Annotated in this window: 17 protein-coding genes; 3 read left to right on the top strand and 14 right to left on the bottom strand. The window is 62.6% G+C overall.

What is annotated here, in order from left to right:
• Positions 1-253: 253 nt before the first annotated feature.
• Together FFS30_RS21450 and FFS30_RS21445 are read left to right on the top strand one after the other, a co-directional pair.
• Positions 254-1,870 (top strand): tetratricopeptide repeat-containing sulfotransferase family protein, encoded by a 1,617-nt coding sequence (locus tag FFS30_RS21450; RefSeq protein ID WP_137915252.1) that lies wholly within the window; start codon positions 254-256, stop codon positions 1,868-1,870.
• Positions 1,871-1,967: 97 nt separating this feature from the next.
• Positions 1,968-2,957 (top strand): hypothetical protein, encoded by a 990-nt coding sequence (locus tag FFS30_RS21445; protein WP_137915251.1) that lies wholly within the window; start codon positions 1,968-1,970, stop codon positions 2,955-2,957.
• A gap of 222 nt (positions 2,958-3,179) precedes the next feature.
• Here FFS30_RS21445 and FFS30_RS21440 read toward each other — a convergent pair whose 3' ends face one another.
• The 13 genes from FFS30_RS21440 to FFS30_RS21380 all read right to left on the bottom strand — a co-directional run bounded on the left by FFS30_RS21440 (position 3,180) and on the right by FFS30_RS21380 (position 16,307).
• Positions 3,180-3,782 carry a DUF3761 domain-containing protein gene (locus FFS30_RS21440; protein WP_137915250.1) on the bottom strand — a complete coding sequence of 201 codons (603 nt, stop codon included), beginning with the start codon at positions 3,780-3,782 and terminating at the stop codon, positions 3,180-3,182.
• Between the two features lie 261 nt (positions 3,783-4,043).
• Positions 4,044-5,090, bottom strand: a complete 1,047-nt coding sequence (locus tag FFS30_RS21435) for a PIG-L family deacetylase (protein ID WP_137915249.1) — start codon at positions 5,088-5,090, stop codon at positions 4,044-4,046.
• Positions 5,091-5,114: 24 nt separating this feature from the next.
• Positions 5,115-6,416 (bottom strand): glutamate-5-semialdehyde dehydrogenase, encoded by a 1,302-nt coding sequence (locus FFS30_RS21430; RefSeq protein WP_137915248.1) that lies wholly within the window; start codon positions 6,414-6,416, stop codon positions 5,115-5,117.
• Entirely contained in the window at positions 6,413-7,546 is a 1,134-nt protein-coding gene (proB, locus tag FFS30_RS21425) for a glutamate 5-kinase (protein WP_137915247.1), read from the bottom strand. The genes FFS30_RS21430 and proB overlap by 4 nt, the downstream gene beginning before the upstream one ends.
• Before the next feature lie 226 nt (positions 7,547-7,772).
• Positions 7,773-7,988 (bottom strand): GIY-YIG nuclease family protein, encoded by a 216-nt coding sequence (locus FFS30_RS21420; protein WP_343182335.1) that lies wholly within the window; start codon positions 7,986-7,988, stop codon positions 7,773-7,775.
• A gap of 161 nt (positions 7,989-8,149) precedes the next feature.
• Positions 8,150-9,454: an argininosuccinate lyase gene (gene argH / locus FFS30_RS21415; RefSeq protein WP_137915246.1), complete on the bottom strand. Its 1,305-nt coding sequence runs from the start codon at positions 9,452-9,454 to the stop codon at positions 8,150-8,152.
• A gap of 111 nt (positions 9,455-9,565) precedes the next feature.
• On the bottom strand, positions 9,566-10,561 hold the full coding sequence (gene argC, locus FFS30_RS21410; RefSeq protein WP_137915245.1) for an N-acetyl-gamma-glutamyl-phosphate reductase: 996 nt from the start codon (positions 10,559-10,561) through the stop codon (positions 9,566-9,568).
• A 1-nt stretch (position 10,562) separates the two neighbouring features.
• A complete protein-coding gene (locus FFS30_RS21405; RefSeq protein WP_137915244.1) occupies positions 10,563-11,042 on the bottom strand; it encodes a hypothetical protein in 480 nt (159 codons plus the stop codon).
• Entirely contained in the window at positions 11,039-12,391 is a 1,353-nt protein-coding gene (locus tag FFS30_RS21400) for an acetylglutamate kinase (protein WP_137915243.1), read from the bottom strand. Before FFS30_RS21400 ends, FFS30_RS21405 begins: the two co-directional genes overlap by 4 nt.
• 1 nt (position 12,392) lies before the next feature.
• Positions 12,393-13,514, bottom strand: coding sequence for an acetylornithine deacetylase (locus FFS30_RS21395; protein WP_137915242.1), 1,122 nt, complete (start codon positions 13,512-13,514; stop codon positions 12,393-12,395).
• A complete protein-coding gene (locus FFS30_RS21390; RefSeq protein WP_137915241.1) occupies positions 13,511-13,960 on the bottom strand; it encodes a GNAT family N-acetyltransferase in 450 nt (149 codons plus the stop codon). Before FFS30_RS21390 ends, FFS30_RS21395 begins: the two co-directional genes overlap by 4 nt.
• A gap of 7 nt (positions 13,961-13,967) precedes the next feature.
• On the bottom strand, positions 13,968-15,203 hold the full coding sequence (locus tag FFS30_RS21385; protein WP_137915240.1) for an argininosuccinate synthase: 1,236 nt from the start codon (positions 15,201-15,203) through the stop codon (positions 13,968-13,970).
• A gap of 69 nt (positions 15,204-15,272) precedes the next feature.
• The gene (locus FFS30_RS21380) at positions 15,273-16,307 is read right to left on the bottom strand and encodes an N-acetylornithine carbamoyltransferase (RefSeq protein ID WP_137915239.1); all 1,035 of its coding nucleotides are present in this window, start codon (positions 16,305-16,307) and stop codon (positions 15,273-15,275) included.
• Positions 16,308-16,331: 24 nt separating this feature from the next.
• Between FFS30_RS21380 and FFS30_RS24115 the strand changes: the two genes are divergently transcribed.
• Positions 16,332-16,487 carry a hypothetical protein gene (locus FFS30_RS24115; RefSeq protein ID WP_212742541.1) on the top strand — a complete coding sequence of 52 codons (156 nt, stop codon included), beginning with the start codon at positions 16,332-16,334 and terminating at the stop codon, positions 16,485-16,487.
• Between the two features lie 183 nt (positions 16,488-16,670).
• Here FFS30_RS24115 and FFS30_RS21375 read toward each other — a convergent pair whose 3' ends face one another.
• Positions 16,671-17,897 (bottom strand): ectonucleotide pyrophosphatase/phosphodiesterase, encoded by a 1,227-nt coding sequence (locus FFS30_RS21375; protein ID WP_137915238.1) that lies wholly within the window; start codon positions 17,895-17,897, stop codon positions 16,671-16,673.
• Positions 17,898-17,982: the final 85 nt, after the last annotated feature.

The following is a 17,982-nucleotide window of genomic DNA, read 5'->3' as shown; positions in this document are numbered from 1 at the left end:
GAAATGAAGGGATTTCCAAGGCCGGAGAGAGATCCCCGGCCTTGGTTTCTCCTAACTTCGTAAGAGAAGGTTTATCGATATGGGTTCGTCGCTCTACATCCGATTTCGCGCCCAATAACACTGTGACTTCATTCGGGCCGGTTTCGAAACCGGCTTGTTCACCAGCGGAGAAGATGTCTTTCTTCGAGAGTTGGCGTAAGAGAGTTGAGAAGATTTCTAAGTATGTACGTCGTAGCTTGGTGCTTTGATATCGATGCAACGTTTAGCAAAACCTCGCTCGGATAAAAATTCGCGGCTGCAAGGCCTATCGCCTAATGCGACCGTTGGTGCGCGGTCGGTTCTGCGTGCGCTTGAACTCGGCGATGCCGCGGTCGCGTATCGCCATATCGTCGGTTTGATGGCGCTCTATCCGGACCATCCTGAAGTATTGCGCTTGTTCGCCGGAGTGCAGAATCTGCGCGGCGAAGTCCTGGAGGCGGTAGAGACCATGCGCCGCGCCACGGCAATGTCGCCGGAAGACGCGCTGCTTCACGACAATCTAGGCTCGGTGCTGCTGGCTTGCGACGAGTACGAAGAAGCTGTTTTCAGTTTCAGTCGCGCGTGCGAGCTCGATCCCACGTTCACCGGCGCGTGGTATCACTTGGGTGTCGCGCAGATGTATCGCGTGCGAACCGTCGAAGCCGTGGCAGCCTTTCGGCGTTCCGCCGACCTGTCTCAAGATCAGGCCGACGCACGCGCCATGCTTGGTTTCATGCTGACTTCCGCTGGGCGAGTGGAGGAGGCCATTGCCGAGTGTCGAACTGCTCTCGCTGTTCGTCCTTATGCGGGCATGGCGTGGTGGAATTTGGCGAGTATCAAGACAGTGCGCTTCAAGGATGCGGATATCGAGGCGATGAAGCGCGCGCTGAAGGATTCGCGAGCGAGCGATCAGGATCGGGTCGCCACCGGTCTGGCTTTGGCCAAGGCGTTCGACGAACGCGAGTGCTATGCGGAAGCGTTGGCGGAACTGAACCGGGCACATAGTATTTCGCGCCGCCATCTGCGCTGGGACGCGTCGGCTCATGCTGCGCATACCGATGCGCTGATCGCTGCCTTCATGCAGCCGTTGGTGGAACCGCGGGCTTCCGACTTCGGTCGAGAAGTGATTTTCATCGTCAGTTTGCCGCGGTCCGGTTCAACCTTGGTGGAGCAGGTACTGGCTTCGCATTCTCAAGTGGAAGGCGCTGCCGAACTCACGGACGTGACCTCAGTGCTGACTCGGGAATCGAGACGCCGCGGCAAGCCGCTCGAACAATGGGCAAGTGATGCCGACGGCGATGATTGGCGGCGGCTTGGCGAGAGTTACTTGGAGCGTACCGCACGTTGGCGCGAAGGGCGGCCGCGTTTCACCGACAAGATGCCAGGCAACTGGATGTACGTTGGAGCGATCCGAGCGATGCTACCCGGCGCGCGCATCGTCGCCGTTCGTCGCGATCCGTTGGAGACGTGTTTTTCCTGTTATCGCCAACAATTCGCCAAGAACCAGTACACGCATAGCTTCCCCGACCTTGCCTCGACATGGCGCGATTTTGATCGCGCGGTACGGCACTGGCATGAATTACACCCTACGCACGTATATGAAAGCAGTTACGAGCGACTCGTGTCCGATCCGGATGCGGCGATTCGTGATCTGCTGGCTTTCTGCGATCTTCCGTTTGAGCCGGCATGCCTGGAATTCCACAAGACGGAACGTGGTGTGTACACACCGAGTGCAGCGCAGGTGCGTGAACCGCTTCGCCGCGATACGGCGCGTTCACGTCGCTATGGTGCGTTGCTCGATCCGTTGCGCGCAGAGTTAGGCATGCCAGCTTTCGTTAGTCCTGACGCCTGAAAGCGACGCGAGTTGAACAGTCGGTCCGTGACGCATTGAATCAACCGAGAAAAACGTGTTGTAGGTTCCTTCAACTTACCTAGCTCTCGACGCCTTCATGAAACGCCAATATCTGTTCCTGTCCGGCTTTGTCTTGATTGCGGTGGCTGCTGCTTTTTTCTTGTGGCGCGCTGGTGTTTCGGAAAAAGGAGTCGCCTTGGCCAATGCAGGCACGGCCGTTCCCCGTCATCTGGAAGACAAAGCTTCGGAAAAAAAGTCACTCCCGCTTGCAATAGCCAAGCCTTCTGCAACATTCATCGACAAAGGCACGTCGTTGCCACCGCCCGGTACTCCACTGAAGGATACTTTCGCAGACTTGCAGGCGCGCGCGGATGCTGGCGATGCTGCCGCTGCGTCTCGACTTTTTCGCGATCTCAATAATTGCAGTCGCTTACCTACCTTGTTATGGAGGATTGCCGGGGCAACCGATCGAGTCACTGCGCAAAAAACCGAAGGCATGAGTGTGCCTCAGCTCAGAACGTATCAAATGCAGCTCGACGGCGTCGAAATGCGTCAGCGCGAAGCGCAGAAAATAAAGGATCTATGTGCCGGGGTCGATGACGGTATGCTCGGTGACCTTGGGGCGAGTCTGGCTCAAGCTGCTCAGCTCGGCGATGTCGATGCGCGCGCTTGTTACCTGGGCCGCGGACCGACGTACGACCCGCGCAGCATGCTCGACCGGCCGGACGCGATCCAGAGCTATCGCAGCTCGGCCCAGTCGATGATCGATGCAGGTATTGCGGCGGGCGATTGGCGAGTAGTCAATTTGTTAAAGAGCGCCTACGAACCGGGCGCGCAAGGATTGCTGGCCGGCCTCCTTGGCAGCGACCAAGCAATGTACTACCGCTATCTCAAGCTGTATCGGCTTGGTGCCGAGCAGTTTCGCGTGGTCGATCTCGACCGACAGTTGGCTGCAGCCGCGGTGGGCTTGAAGCCGGAACAGATCACTGCCGCAGATGAGTGGGCGCAAACGACGGTACAGAACAACTTCAGCAATCCTTCGACGGCCGTGACTCCGCAGGGATGGGATCCTTGTGCGTTTCCGTAACAATTTGACGTAACGTCAGACAGTGTAGTTTTAGTAAGAGCAATTTGCCGTTCCTGCGAAGTACGAAGCGCGGGTCTGAGAAACTCTTCTTGCGCATGCGGCAAGAACGACTTTACGAAGAAATGGCGCAACGAAGAACAGAGTAATGCCCATAAAAAAACGCCCGGACATTCCGGGCGTTTTTCGTTTCGCGTACATGAAGCGTACGCAGTTAGGTGTTGCTTACTGACAAGCCTTGCCATGAGCCGCATGCGCGCCGGCCTTCTCGGCGTCGGCGACGCTCATGTACGAACCTTCCTTGGTTTTGCCGTACCACTCGTCGCCCTGGCAATGGTAGGTCTTCGAGGAGCTGTTGACCCAGACGAGGCCCGGGCCGCCGCCGGGTTTGGCGGTGAGGTCTTTGGCCGGAGTCGGCGGCGTGTGCTTGGCGTGGGTTTCTTCCTTGGCTGCGGTGGCTGCCGTCGCGGCAGCGGGGACCGTCGCTGCAGGAGCCGCCGCCGTGGGAGCTGCCGGTGTCGCTGCCGCGGGTGCGGCGCTGCTCGCGGCCGCATCGTCCTTCTTGCGGTGATGCTTCTTGGTCGCGGTGTCGTCGGCTGCTGTCGTGGCGGCGGGTGCGGTGGCGGCCTTGGCGTCGCTCTTCGCAGCGGTCTTGTCCAACCATTCCTTCACGCCTTGATGGCCCTTGCACGCTCCCTTGTGCGTGGTGCCGTCGTAATACGTTCCGTCTTTGCACAGCGCGGTGTGAGCCGCGGTGTCCTGCGCGTAGACGCCCTGGCACAGCAGCGCTCCTAAGCCGATTGCTACCGAACCCAACAACGTTTTCATTGCCGTCTCCATTGATTGATGATGTGCGCGTGAGAGATATATCTGCATCGCGCGGTGCAGAGAATGACAGGCACTTTCCCCCTGTCAATCGCCGTCCAGTTTGCCATTCAGCAAGTGCCGGAACCGCATTCAGTTAGCGCCTCGTGGCGTTAATTTTTTCCTAAATTTGCGTGAGAATTTGCCGACAAACCGGCAGTCCGACGCGTATCGAAGGCCTTGCTGCGAAGCCAAATGCGCAATGAACGGATCGGCGACGAATGCTCAGGTCGGATCGGGCAGGTGGATCGCCTGCCAACCGTAGCGATCGAAGACGACGAGGCCCGGACGGCTGCGCCCGAGCTTGACGAAGCCGAGGTGCGGGGACAGGGAATCGGGCAGCGCCAGCGCGATCGACCAGGCTTCGCCGTCGTCCTGCCATTGGGCCGTCGCGACGACGCGGTCGTCGCGTGTTTCGCGCACGTCCAGCCGTCTGCCCGACGTATCGAAAGGAAGTCGCCAGGCGCGAATGTCACCGTCGGCATTGGCGAACAGCAGCAATACTTGCAGGTCGCCGCGCAGTTTTTGCTTGCGTGCACGCAGCCGCAACATCTCGCCGCTTCGGTAGGTAGCTTCGAGGGGATGGTCGGCCCGCGGTGCAGCAGCTGCGTCGCCGTAGGATTCGGTCGGCGTGGCGAAGGCGAGAAAGCGCTTGCCGCTCAATGCGACCTGGGAGTGATGAGACGCAATGGCGCGTCGCTTGGCTTCGCGCTGCGACTCGTTCAGTTCGATCAGAGACGGCACGCTGGCGTCGTCGTCGCCGTGCACGCGATACGCGAGCAGGCGCATCGCCGAGCCGGTTGCGCTGGCGGCGATGCGTGCGGCGATATGCGCGGCGCTGTGGTCGGGATGGCGGTCGCGCAGCGCCGGAAAGGCGAGGTGACTTGGCCGGAAATCGACAATCTGCCTGCGCAGAGCACCGACAAGTTTGTCCGCGTCGCCGAGCAGCAGCGAAGTCAGGCCGGTATCGGGAAGACCGAGAAAGGCACGTTCGCCCGGAGCGACGCCGAGCAGGTCGAGCGCGGCCTGCGCCTCCGCGCGCCGCCGGGCACCCCAGCGTGCGCGCGCGACCGCATCGATACGCCAGCGCTTTTCGATCCAGCGTTGCGGCCAGGGATTGTTGTCGCCATCGGTGAGCGTGACGACGCGCCGCGCCGCGCCGGCCTCGCGTGCGGCGAGCAGCAGGCCGCCGCTGGCGATCGATTCGTCGTCGGGATGCGGCGCGACGACCAGCACGCGGTCACCGGCGTCGAGTCGTATGACGTCACTCATTCCGTGGTCATCGCGTGCGGCTCGTCAAATTTTTTCCGACTCAGCATGGCGCACCTGGCCGTTGCCGCGCACGACGTAGCGCTCGATCGTCAGCGATTCGGCGCCCATCGGGCCATAGGCATGCAGGCGCGTGGTCGAAATGCCGATCTCGGCGCCGAGGCCCAATTCGCCGCCGTCGGAGAAGCGCGACGAGGCGTTGACCAGCACAACCGCCGAGCGCAGCGCATCGACGAATTTTTCCGCCGCTGCGTCGTTGCGCGTCGCGATCACTTCGGTGTGATCGGAGCCATAGCGCTTGACGTGTGCGATCGCGGCGTCGAGATCGTCGACCACACGTACGGCGAGAATCAGGTCGAGGAATTCCGCGGCGTAGTCGTCCTCGCTCGCCGGTTTCATCTCCGCGACAAGTTTACGGCTGGCATCGTCACCGCGCAGCTCGACGTTCTTCGCGGTCAAGGCGCGCGCGACGCGAGGCAGAAAAGATGCGGCGATATCCTTGTGCACGAGCAGCGTTTCGAGCGCGTTGCAGGCCGAGGGACGCGTCGTCTTGCCGTCGATCGCCAGACGCAGGGCGAGGTCGGGGTCGGCATCCGCATCGACGTAGAGATGGCACACACCCTGATAATGTTTAATCACCGGCACACGCGCGTGCTCGGCGACGAAGCGGATCAGGCCGACGCCGCCGCGCGGTATTGCGAGGTCGACGATGTCGGTCAGTTGCAGCAGGGCCATCACCGTCTCGCGGCGCAGATCTTCGACGAGGGTGATCACCGCTTCGGCCACGCCGTGCGCGCGCAGCGCCGAGCGCAGTGCGGCCGCGATTGCACGGTTACTGTGCCAGGCTTCCGAGCCGCCGCGCAGCAGTACGGCATTGCCGGCGTGGAAGCACAGCGCGGCCGCATCGGCGGTCACGTTGGGGCGCGACTCGTAGATCATTGCGATAAGGCCGAGGGGTATGCGCACCCGCTCGATCGCCAAGCCGTTCGGTCGCTGCTCGCGGCGCGTGACCTGTCCGACGGGGTCGGGCAGGTCGGCAATCTCGCGCACTGCGGCGACGATGCCGGCAACGCGTGCATCGTCGAGGCGCAGGCGGTCGATCATTGCCGCGGCGAGGCCCTTGGCCTGCGCGGCTTCGACGTCGAGCGCATTCGCCGCGAGGATGGCGCTCGACTGCGCTGCGAGCGCAGCGGCCATCGCGTGCAGAACGTCGCGCTTCGCCGCGCTGGACAACGCCGCCACGGCTGCGCCGGCATCGCGCGCTGCGAGCGCGAGCGTGCGGATGTCCGTTTGCGCGAGTTGTCCCGCCGTTTCGATTGCGGCATTCATGCCGTCACTCCATCGCTCAAGATCACCAGATCGTCGCGGCGCATCACCGTATCGCCGTAGCTGAAGCCGAGCGTCGCCTCGATATCGCGAGACTGCTTTCCGGCCAGCCGCCGTACCTCGCCGGCATTGTACTGAACCAGGCCGCGCGCAATGGCGTTGCCGTCGCAGACGATCTCGACGATGTCGCCGCGCGCGAACTCGCCGTCGACCGCGACGATGCCTCCCGGCAGTAGCGACTTGCCGGCGACGACAGCGCGCATCGCGCCGTCATCGACACGCAGGCGGCCGTCGCTGCCCGGCGCATGGCGCAGCCAGTACTTGCGTGCGGCCAGACGTGAACTCGCCGCGCCGAAGCGCGTGCCGCGGAATGCGCCCGCGCCGAGCAGGGCCACCGTTTCCGCATTCGTGCCGTTGAACAGCACGGTGGTGATGCCGGCCTTCGCGGCTTTCGCCGCCGCTTCGAGTTTTGTGTGCATGCCGCCGGTGCCATGAGCGCTGCCGGCGGCGCCCGCCATGGCGAGAATCTCCGGAACGACAGCCGCGACCGTTTCGACCGGCTTCGCCTGCGGGTTGAGCTGCGGGTGCGCGTCGTAGAGGCCGTCGACGTCGCTCGCGATCAGGAGCAGATCGGCATCGACCAGGGCGGCGACAATCGCCGCGAGGTTGTCGTTGTCGCCGAGCTTCAGTTCTTCCACCGCGACCGTGTCGTTCTCGTTGATGACCGGCACGGCGTCGAGGCGTAGCAGTTCGAGCAGTGTGTTACGGGCATTGAGATAGCGGCGGCGATTGCGCAGGTCGTCGTGGGCGAGCAGTACCTGGGCGACCGGCGTTGCGCCGAGCAGTTCCTGCCACAGCGCTACCATGCGCGTCTGTCCGAGCGCGGCGAGCGCCTGACGCGCGACGAGGCCGCCGAGGTCTTCCTTCACACGCGGCCGTCCCGCGGCCACAGCGCCCGAGGAAACGATGACGACCTGCCGCCCGGCTGCGCGTGACGCAACAACGAAATCGGCCAAGCCTCGCGCATGCTGCGGCGACAACTCGCGGCCGCCCGCAGTCAGCAGATTGCTGCCGACTTTGAGGACGGCGCGGCGCCAGACGGGCAGCGTTTGTTCGGAGAACCTTTCGCTCATGAGTTTATTTTTCGCCGTCTTCGTTTAGTTCGTCATTCCAGCGCAAGCTGGAATCCAGCTCTTGCCTTTCGTGTTTCAAACCAACTCAGGGCACAAATCGTGCTAATTCGAACTGGACTCCTCGATCAGCTTCGGAGAACCTTTCGCTCATGAGTTTATTTTTCGCCGTCTTCGTGTAGCTCGTCATTCCAGCGCAAGCTGGAATCCAGCTCTTGCCTTCCGTATTTCAAACCAGCTCAGGGTACAAATCGCGCCAACCCGAGTTGGACTCTTCGATCAGTCGGATCTTCCATTCGCGCTTCCAAGCCTTGATGGCTTTTTCTCGAGCGATCGCTGATTCGATGGTCGCATGCTGCTCGTGCCAAACAAGAAGATGGACCTGATACTTCTTGGTGAATCCGTCGACAAGATCGTTTTTATGTTCGTAGACGCGTTTGACCAAGTCCGAGTTACGCCTACGTATAAAGTGCCACTCCTAAAGTGCCACTCCAACCACTGGCGAGGATGTAGACGCAGGGTTTCTTGATTGCATATCGGATTCGAGATCTGGATTCCAGCTTGACCAGCCCTTGGGCTGTTGAAAGCCGCTGGAATGACGATGTGTTATCTGTTCGCCTTGTTCAATTCGTCGAGCCGCACGCGCAATTCGTCGAGCCGCAAATCGGTTCCCGCGCCCGGCGAAACACGCGCGGCGAGACTCTGCTCCGGCGTACGTCCCTGACCGGCTTCGTTCGCCGCAGCCGCGGCCTGCTTGTATGCCTCGCGAAACGGCACGCCGGCGATGGCCGCCTCGATCGCGACGTCGGTCGCGTACATCGCCGGATCGATCGCCGCGCGCATCGCCGATGCGTTCCACTGCATGCGCGCGAGCAGGTCGGGCAACAGTTCGAGGGCGGCGAGACCGCGCGCGAAGCCGTGATAGAGGCCGCCCTTGGAGAACTGCAGGTCGCGCTGGTAGCCGGACGGTAGGGACAGCAGTTGTTCGATCTCGGCGCGGCCCGCGGCGACGCTGGCGTAACTGGCGCGCATCAGCTCGACCACGTCGGGGTTGCGCTTGTTCGGCATGATCGACGAGCCGGTCGTGTACTCGGGCGGCAGGTGGACGAAGCCGAATTCCGCCGTGGTGAACAGCGACAGGTCCCAAGCGAGGCGGCGTAGATCGAGCAGGGCGGTGCCAAGCGCGTCGAGCGCGGCCATCTCGAACTTGCCACGCGAGAGCTGCGCGTAGATCGGCGACACCTGCATGCGCGCAAAACCGAGCGCGTGCGTCGTGTGCTCGCGGTCGAGCTTGAGATTCACGCCGTAGCCGGCAGCGGTGCCGAGCGGATTGGCGTCGATCCAGGCGAAGGTGTCGAGGGCGCGGCGTGCATTGTCGATAAAGCTCTCGGCATAGCCCGCATACCACATCGCGGTCGACGAGACGACGGCGCGCTGCAGATGTGTATAGCCCGGCAGCGGCAGCGCGTCCTGCGCGGCGCGCGCGAGGCATACCTTGGCGACGTCGGTGCACAAGGCGTGTAGTGCTGACAGCTTGGCCTTGAGCCAGAGGCGTGTCGCGACGAGGATCTGGTCGTTACGGCTGCGCCCGGTATGCACCTTGCGGCCGGCATCGCCGAGACGCTCGGTCAGACGCGCTTCGATCGCGGAGTGGCCGTCTTCGTATTTTTCATCAAGGACGAAGGCGCCGCTTTCGAAATCCGCAGCAAGCGCGGCCAGCTCACGCGCGATGGCGTCACTCTCGTCCTGTGAGACTACGCCGATGCGCGCCAGGCCCTCGACATGCGCGCGGCTCGCATCGATATCATGGAGAAAGAATTCGCGGTCGAGCACGACGTCGTCGCCGGCGAGGAATCGCATGATGCGCGCGTCGGTTTCGACGCCGGGTTTTTGCCACAACAAATCAGACATAGAAAGGCTCTTTATCTTTCCTTCTCCCACCGGGAGAAGGTGGCGCGCAGCGCCGGATGAGGGAAAGACGTTGCAGCTTGAAAACGCTATTTATGATTGTAGGGCTACTTCTCACGCGTTCGCCGGAGCACTCTCTTCCGAGTGGAGAAGGGAGCCAAGCGGAACGCTTTCCAACTCAGAGTAGCCGAGCGCAAGGTTGAGATTCTGCATCGCCTGAGTCGCCGCACCCTTGAGCAAGTTGTCGAGCGTGGCGACGACGACGATGCGCTTGCCGCCCGGCGCCAAGGTGAAACCGCCGATCTGCGCGCCGTGCCGGTTGGCGATATGGCTGACCCACGGCGCGTCGTCGATCACTTCGATCAGCGCTTCGTTTTTATACTTTTCCACATAGCGTGCCTTGACCGCTTCGAGCGTCTGCGCCTGGGTGAGCCATAGGTTCACCGTCATCGTGATGCCACGGAAATGCGGCGCGACATGCGGCATGAATTCGACCGGAACGTCGAGATGCCGGGTGACTTCGCGCTCGTGCATATGATTGACGAGCGAGTAGGGCATCAGGTTGTCGCGCAGTTTCTCGGGATTGTTCTTGTCCGACGGCGTCGTGCCCGCGCCCGAGTAGCCCGATACGCCGAAACACGCGGGCGGCCCGGCGAGCAGATCTTTCAGCGGCGCGATCGCAAGCTGCATCGCGGTGGCGTAACAGCCCGGGTTGCTGATCCGGCGCTGGCCGCGATACGCGTCGCGGGTCAGCTCGGGCAAGCCGTAGTACCACGTGCTGTCGAAACGGTAGTCGGCGCTGAGATCGACGATGATGGGATCGGCCTTGGCCTCGTCGATGGCCTTGACCACGCCTTCCGCCTTGCCGTTCGGCAAGGCGAGCACGACGACGTCGGCACGCTTCGACGCGACATCTTCGTGCGACAGATTCTCGTAACGCAGCTCGCCGCGATAGTCGGCGTTGTGGTCGGCCAGACGTTGTCCGTCGAGCTCGCGCGAAGAAACGAAGGCGAGTTCGAGATGTGGATGCCGCGCGATCAGCTTGATCAGTTCGGCGCCGGTGTGGCCGCGTGCGCCGACGATGCCGACGGATTTAGTTTTTGCGCTCATTTCAAAATGATTCTTTTGTCGTTTGCGGTATTTGAGACCTGCCACACGCGGATTCTTTGGCGGGTGGCGAAAATAGTCCGGAACGGTAGAGCAAGTATCCGCCCCAAATCGGAGCAGTCATATTCACTACGCCTGCGGCCAACAGGTAATAAGCTATCCAGCGCGCCTTGCGCCCCTTGCCGATGCGCTGGCGGAAGAACATCGGCGGCGTCGGCGGAACCCAACGCTGAGTCGACAATGTCTTTCGGCCCAGTCTGAAAACATACACGCCAAGGATGAAAGGCAATCCCACGAAGGCGACCATCATCATGCGAATGTAAGGAAGACGATCGCAATCCGGCAGAGAGCCCAGAGACGCGAAGCCGATTTTCCCCAGTACGCAAGCAAGGGCCAAGACCAAGCCCGCGGTCAGCCAGCGGATTGCGAAATTTCTTCGATTCTCCGCGGTCGGCTCGACGAACTCTGGCGACTCGTCATTCACGCAGCTTGTTTCTTTCCATCACTTAGTGAACTGTCCATCAAGGTCGGCTTTTTCTCGCGGCAGAACTCGACGCAGGCCTCGATCTCGGCGAAGTCCTCAATGCCGTACCAGAACGCCTTGAAGCTCGGCAGTTTGCAGCAGCCGTCGGACTCCGCGTAGTAGAAATGGTTGATGACGTTGCCGTGGCGCGAGCGCCAGAAGAGCGCCGGCGTCTCGTCGCGCATCACCTGCCAGACCGCGCGGCCGAGGCCTTCGCCCTGGGCTTCGTCGAGCACGGCGAACTTGTCGAGATAGACATGCTCGCCGCCCTGCAAAAGGATCACAGCGGCGCGATAGTTTTCGCTCACGTAGGCGCGCAGCAAGTGCGTGCGTTCGAAGTAGTCCGGTGCAAGCGTGCGCGGCGTGAAGCTCGATTCGATCAGGCCGCGCATGCGGCCGAGATCGAGTTCGTTCCATGAGGTCACGCGCAGCACGCGCTCGCCGCGGCGAATATAGGTGCCCGAGCCCTTGTGCGTGAACAGCTCTTTGGCAAGTTCTGCCGGTTTGGTGATCGATACCGACGAGGTCAGCGGCAGCTTGTCGAGCAGGTCCTTGATCTGCTCGATCTTCACGCGCATGCCGCCGTTGATCCATGGCTGCGCACTGAGGTGTTCGTATTCTGTGGCGAGGTTGATCGAGTCGATCACGTTGCCGGCGTCGTCGAGCAGGCCGCCCGTGCCGGTCAGGAACACGATCTTGTAGGGCTGCAGCGCCTTGATCAGTTCGTTCGCGGCGAAGTCGGCGTTGATATTGAGAATCTGTCCGGCCGGGGTTTCGCCGAGGCTGGCGATCACCGGGATTGATCCCGCGTTGAGGCTCGCTTCGATCGAAGCGAGGTTGACCTTCTCGACCTTGCCGACGAGGCCGTACTTCGGCTGGTCGAGATAGCTCGCTTCGAACACGCCGCCGATGATCGAGGTCGCACGCGCGTCGATCTTCTGCAGCGCTTCGACGAGTTTGAGGTTTTCCGACTGCGACACGCGGCGCACGATCGCGAGTGCCTCGGGCGAGGTGACGCGCAGGCCGTCGATGGTCTGCTTGACGATGCCGGCGGCGGTCATTTCGGCGTCGAGCTGCGGGCCGGCGCCGTGGATCACGATCGGCGTCAGGCCGACCTGCTGCAGGAAGGCGAGCGAGGAGACGAGATTGTCGAGATCGTCGCGCAGCACCGCGCCGCCAACCTTGACCACGGCGAAACGCTTGGCGTCGAGCTGCGAGAAGCGGCGCAGGTATTGGTCGATCTCCTTCGCGCTGCCCATGCTCGAGAGCAGGCGCACGATGGTCTGGCGGGTTTGCGTGTTGGTATCCATTTCAACGGGCCTGCGATTTCAGAATGTGGATGTAGCTTTCGGTGACTTGCAGTAGCTGGGACAGCTCGACGAATTCGTCCGCGGTATGCGCCTGCGCGATATCGCCCGGACCGCAGACGATCGCGCTGTAGCCGGCCTGGGAGAACAGCGAGGCTTCGGTCCAGAAGTCGACCGCGTTGCCGATGGTGAGGCCGACCTCGTCGGCGAAGTCGCGCGCCTTGAGCCGGCGCGCTTCGGCCTGGGCGACGTCGCCCGACGGCAGCGAAGGGCCGCGAAATGTTTCCTGGAATTCGGCGGCCTGCGGGTCGAAGCCCGAGCGAAATGTCGCCAGCAACGTATCGATATCCATCGACGGCAGCGGGCGAAAACCGAAGCGCACTTCGGCGCTCGGCGCGATCATGTTGGCCTTGATGCCGCCTTCGACGCGGCCGATGTTGAAGCGTAGCCCGGTCAGGCCGCCGAAACGCTGGTGCGCCTGCGATTCGACGTAGTCGAGCGCGTGCTGACCCCAGCGGATGGCTTGATGCAGCGCGCTGTCCGCCGCGGCATTGCCGCCCGAGGCATGCCCGGCGCGGCCTTTGAAGCGCATCAGCACTGAACTGATGCCGCGATGGGCGAGCACCGCTTCGCCGCGCGTCGGTTCGGCGACGATGATGGTTTCAAAAGCCGGGATTCGCGATTCGGGATTCGCGATTCGGGAGAGAAAAGCAGCAATGCACCGGGCATCGTTTGCTTCCTCGTCGGTCGTGAACAGGTAAGCGGCATCGCCCTGCGTCTGCGCCGCCGCGGTCAGCAGTGCCGCCGCCGCGCCCTTGATGTCGCAGGCGCCGAGGCCGACCGCATGTGTGTCATTTACGCGCAGCTCGAACGGGCTCGCAGTCCAGTGCGGCGAATCGGGCACGGTGTCGAGATGCACGTTGAACAGCACTTTCGGCTTGCCGCGCACGGCGAACAGGCTGACCGCGCCGGCACCGTGGTCGGTGACCGTGCAGTCGAAACCCGGCAGATGCGCGCGCAGGTAGTCGAAAATGCCGCCCGTGCCGATCTCGCGCGGAGGATTGCGCATGTCGAAGGCGACGAGGGCGCGCAGGTGTTGCAGGGTGCTGTCGAGCAACGCGTTCATGGGGCACCTGCCGTCGTATAGATATCCCGCCGATTGATCTCCATCGCATTGCCGGGCTTGGACAAGGGCGTGAATCCAAAGCCCGTGTAGAGCGGGTGCGCATCGCGCGTCATCAACATGATCCGCCGCAGACCCTGCAGGCGCGGCTCGTCCATCGCGGCGCCGACGATTGCTTTCGCATAGCCGAGCCCGCGGCAGGATTCGATCACGAATACATCGGCGAGATAGCCGAAGGTGGCGTAGTCGCTGACGACGCGCGCAAACGCCACTTGCTTGCCTTCAAGATAGCCGCCGAAGCACAACGAGTTCTCTATCGCGCGTTGCACGACTGCGAGCGGAATGCCTTGGCTCCAATACGCCTCGCGTGAAAGAAAGTCGTGGATCAACGCGAGATCGAGCTCGTCGCGGTTTGTGCTGATGCGCAATTGGGCGGTCGTGTCGTTCATTCCGGTCTCAACGGTTCACTTCGGCCCACAACGTCGAACTCATGCCATAGAGGCGGATAAAGCCCTCGGCTTCCTCCACGCCCCAGTCGGCCGACTGCGCATAGGTCGCGCCCTTGGCATTGAGGATGTGCGGCGATTTCACCGCGACCGCGCCGACGCTGCCGCCGCTGGTTTCCAATGTCACTTCGCCGTTGACCTTGGTCTGCGAGGACGCGAGGAAGGCTTCGAGGTCGGCCTTGAGCGGATCGTGGAAGAAACCTTCATAGACCAGTTCGACCCAGGCGCGCGCGACTTCGGGCTTGAAGCGGTTCTGCAGTTTCGACAGCACTGCTTCTTCGAGCGCGCGATGCGCGGTCAGCAGCGCGGTCAGGCCGGGCGCTTCGAAGATGATGCGGCCCTTGAGGCCGATCGTGGTGTCGCCGGTGTAGAGGCCGCGGCCGACGCCGTACTTGGCGAATTCGCGATTGAGCCGCGCGAGGATCTCGTGGCCGGCGAGCTTTTCGCCGTCGAGCGACACGGCTTCGCCTGCGGTGAAGCCGATCGTCGCGCGCAGCGGCGCGGTCGGCCATTCGCTGCGCGGTGCGTTCCAGCCGCGCGCGCCTTCGCCGGGCGCTTCCCAGCGGTCGATCTCGCCGCCCGACATGGTCACGCCGAGCAGGTTCTCGTTGATCGTGTAGCTCTTCTGCTTGGCGCGCACGCCGAAGCCGCGCTGCTCCAAATAGTCCTGCTCGTAGGCGCGCGTGTGCGTGTGTTCTTTCTGGATTTCGCGGATCGGCGCGACGATGACGTAGTCGCCGAGCGCCTTGATCGTCAGGTCGAAGCGCACCTGATCGTTGCCCATGCCGGTGCAACCGTGCGCGATGTACTTGGTGCCGAGTTCGTCGCAGCGCTTCAACGCGGCCTCGACGATCAGATAGCGGTCGGACACGAGCAGCGGATACTGGCCCTGATAGCCCTGTCCCGCTTGCACGAACGGTTTGACGAAGCCGTTCCAGATCGCCGGTCCGCCGTCGACGGTGACGTGGCTGGCGACGCCGAGTTCCTTCGCGCGGTTTTCGATGAAGGTGCGTTCTTCCGCATCGACGCCGCCGGTATCGGCGAACACGGTGTGCACGCGGTAGCCGCGCTCTTGCAGGTACGGCACGCAGAAGCTCGTGTCGAGGCCGCCGGAGAAGGCGAGGACGATATCTTGGTTTTGTGAACGGTCAGCGGTGAGCGGTGAGCGGTCGGAGTGATTAGTCATTGAATGCATTTCCAGTAAATCGTTGAAAGAATCAGATCGAGACAGTGCGGAGCTGACGCCGTTTCCCGCTCACCGCTCACCGCTCACTGCTGATTGTCCGCGCGCCAGCGTCGCCATCACCGCCTTCTGCACATGCAGCCGGTTCTCGGCCTCGTCGATCGCGATACAGGCCGGCGAGTCCATCACCGCGTCGGTCGCCTTGACGTTGCGGCGCAGCGGCAGGCAGTGGCTGAACACGCCGTGGTTGGTCAGCGCCATCTTGCGCTCGTCGACGATGAAATGCTGGTGCGCGTCGCGAATGGGCTTTTCGTTTTCCCACTTGCCGAAGTAGGGCAGCGCGCCCCAGCTCTTCGCGTAGACGATGTCGGCGCCTTTGTACGTAGCATCGACGTCGTGCGAGATTGCAAAGCTGCCGCCGTTCTCGGCGACGTTCTGCTTGGCGAAATCGAGATAGCGCTGGTCGAGCGCGTATTCGGGCGTCGGGCAGAGCAGGGTCACGTCCATGCCGTAACGCGTGGCGATCTGCAGCGCGGAGTTCGCCACGGCCGTATTGAGCGGCTTCGGATGGTAGGTCCAGGTCAGCACGTACTTCTTGCCGCGCAGATCCGTGGTGCCGAAGTGCTGCTGCAGGGCGAGGATATGCGCGAGTTCCTGCATCGGATGGGTGATCGTTTCCATGTTGATCACCGGCACGGTCGCGTACTTGGCGAAGGAATGGATCACGTGATCCTGGCGGTCGATCGACCAGTCCTTGAATTTCGGGAACGCACGCACGGCGATCAAATCGACGTAGCGGGACAACACGCGCGCGACTTCGGCGATGTGTTCTTCAGTCTCGCCGTCCATCACCGTGCCGAGTTCGAATTCGATCGGCCATGCGTCCTTGCCGGGCTGCAGCACGACGGCATGGCCGCCGAGCTGGAACGCGCCGAGCTCGAAGCTCGTGCGCGTGCGCATCGACGGGTTGAAGAACAGCAGGGCGACCGCCTTGCCTTTCAGCTCGTCGCCGAGCTTGTGCTGTTTGAACTGGGCGGCGCGTGCGAGCAGCGCGTCGAGTTCGGGGCGAGTCCAATCCTGCGTGGTAAGAAAGTGTCGGATAGCCATTTCGTCAATGCTCTACGAAGAAGAATGCTTTTTGTGAAAAGTGCGGCTGCGGATGGCCGGTTGTCTTTCGGCGATGGATCGCCGCAAGGTGCTGTCGAATTGCCATCTGCAAGCCTCGGTGAAAAACCCAAAAACAAAAAACCCGGCACGGAGCCGGGTTTTTATCGTCGAATCACATGAAAATCGTGCGACAGCTTACCCGGCCGTGTTGGTCGTGGTCGGTCGACGCGCGCGCGACGTCATGCCCGCGGCCATATCGGCGCTGGACAGGATTTCAACGGTGGCGAAGAGCTGATTCATCGGGGGTACTGTCGTTTGGACGGCCAATCATGCACGGAAAAATGCCGCGGCGCAACAGGAATCTCAGCGCAGCATCTCGCGGGCCGTGGCGGCATTGCCGTCGTTCGGCTCGGGCCTGACCCCGAGCAACTGCGCCAACAGCGGATAGACGTCGACGTTGTCGAATTCGGCCACGACCAGGCCGTGCTTGAACGCCGGCCCGTGGGCGACGAACAGCGCGCGCATGTTCGGGTCGGCGTTGTCGTAGCCGTGCTCGCCGCCGCCGTGGCGCGCGTTGGGGCGGTCGAGGAAGGACTGGGTCTGCAATTGCCAGCCGTCCTCGGCGGCGCAGACGATGGCCGGAATGCGCGGATTCGTGCCGTAATGCAGACGCGCCGGGATCTCGCCCTTGCGCCAGCACTGGACGTGATCGTGCGCGGCGAGCAGAGCCTTTTCGACTTCGTCCTCGTAGCCGGGCTTCGGATTGAGCCCAGTCAGCACGCCGGCGGTGACGAGGTCGACGTGGGTCAGGTCGATGAGGCGGTCGAGCAGCACATTGCGCTGGTCGGAAACCGCGGTCATGCCGTGGTCGGAGACGATGACCATGTTGGTCTTCGCATACAGGTTGCGCTTCTTCAGTTCGTCGACGAGGCGGCCGATCGTCGAGTCGATCGTGCGCAGGGCGGCGTCGGCTTCCGGCGAGTTCGGGCCGTGGTCGTGGCTTTCGTGGTCGACCTGTTCGAAGTACAGGGTGAGGAAGCGGGGGCGCCGGTCGGCGGGCAGGTCGAGCCAGCCGAGCACCTGCTCGACGCGCTGCTCGGGCGTCATCTTGCCGTTGAACGGCAGGAAGTAGTCCGGCCGGCCGCCGCGGATTTCGACGTCGCTGCCCGGCCAGAACATCGTTCCGCTGCGCACGCCCTGACGGCCGGCGGTCACCCATAGCGGTTCGGCGCCGTCCCACCAGCGGCCGCTCAGTTCGGCGCTTTTCTTGTAGCTGAACTTGCCGAGCACGGGATCGACCATGGTGTTGTTGACGATGCCGTGATGATCCGGGTACAGGCCGGTGACCAGGGTGTAATGGTTCGGAAAAGTCAGGCTCGGGAAAGCCGGGCGCATCGCTTCCGCGCGCACGCCGTCGGCGGCCAGCGCCGAGAGGTTCGGGGTCAGGCCGCGGTCGAGATAGTCGGCGCGGAAGCCATCGATCGAGATCAGAATCAGCGGCGAGTCGGGCTTCGATTTCGGCGCCGGAGCGGCGCAGGCGGCAAGGAAAATGACGAGCAGCGCGAGGGCCGCGCGGAAAGAGATCTTCATGGCGTCGGAGCGGTCGTTTTGGATGGCGCGATGTTAACTCACCGACGCGATCGCCCGCATTTCAATCGAGGCGGGACGTAAGTTT

Origin of the sequence: Rudaea sp. 3F27F6, assembly GCF_005503555.1 — a bacterium.
Lineage (GTDB): Bacteria > Pseudomonadota > Gammaproteobacteria > Xanthomonadales > Rhodanobacteraceae > Rudaea.
Note: the sequence above shows the minus strand (reverse complement) of the source record. Positions and strands in the feature narration are given on the sequence as shown.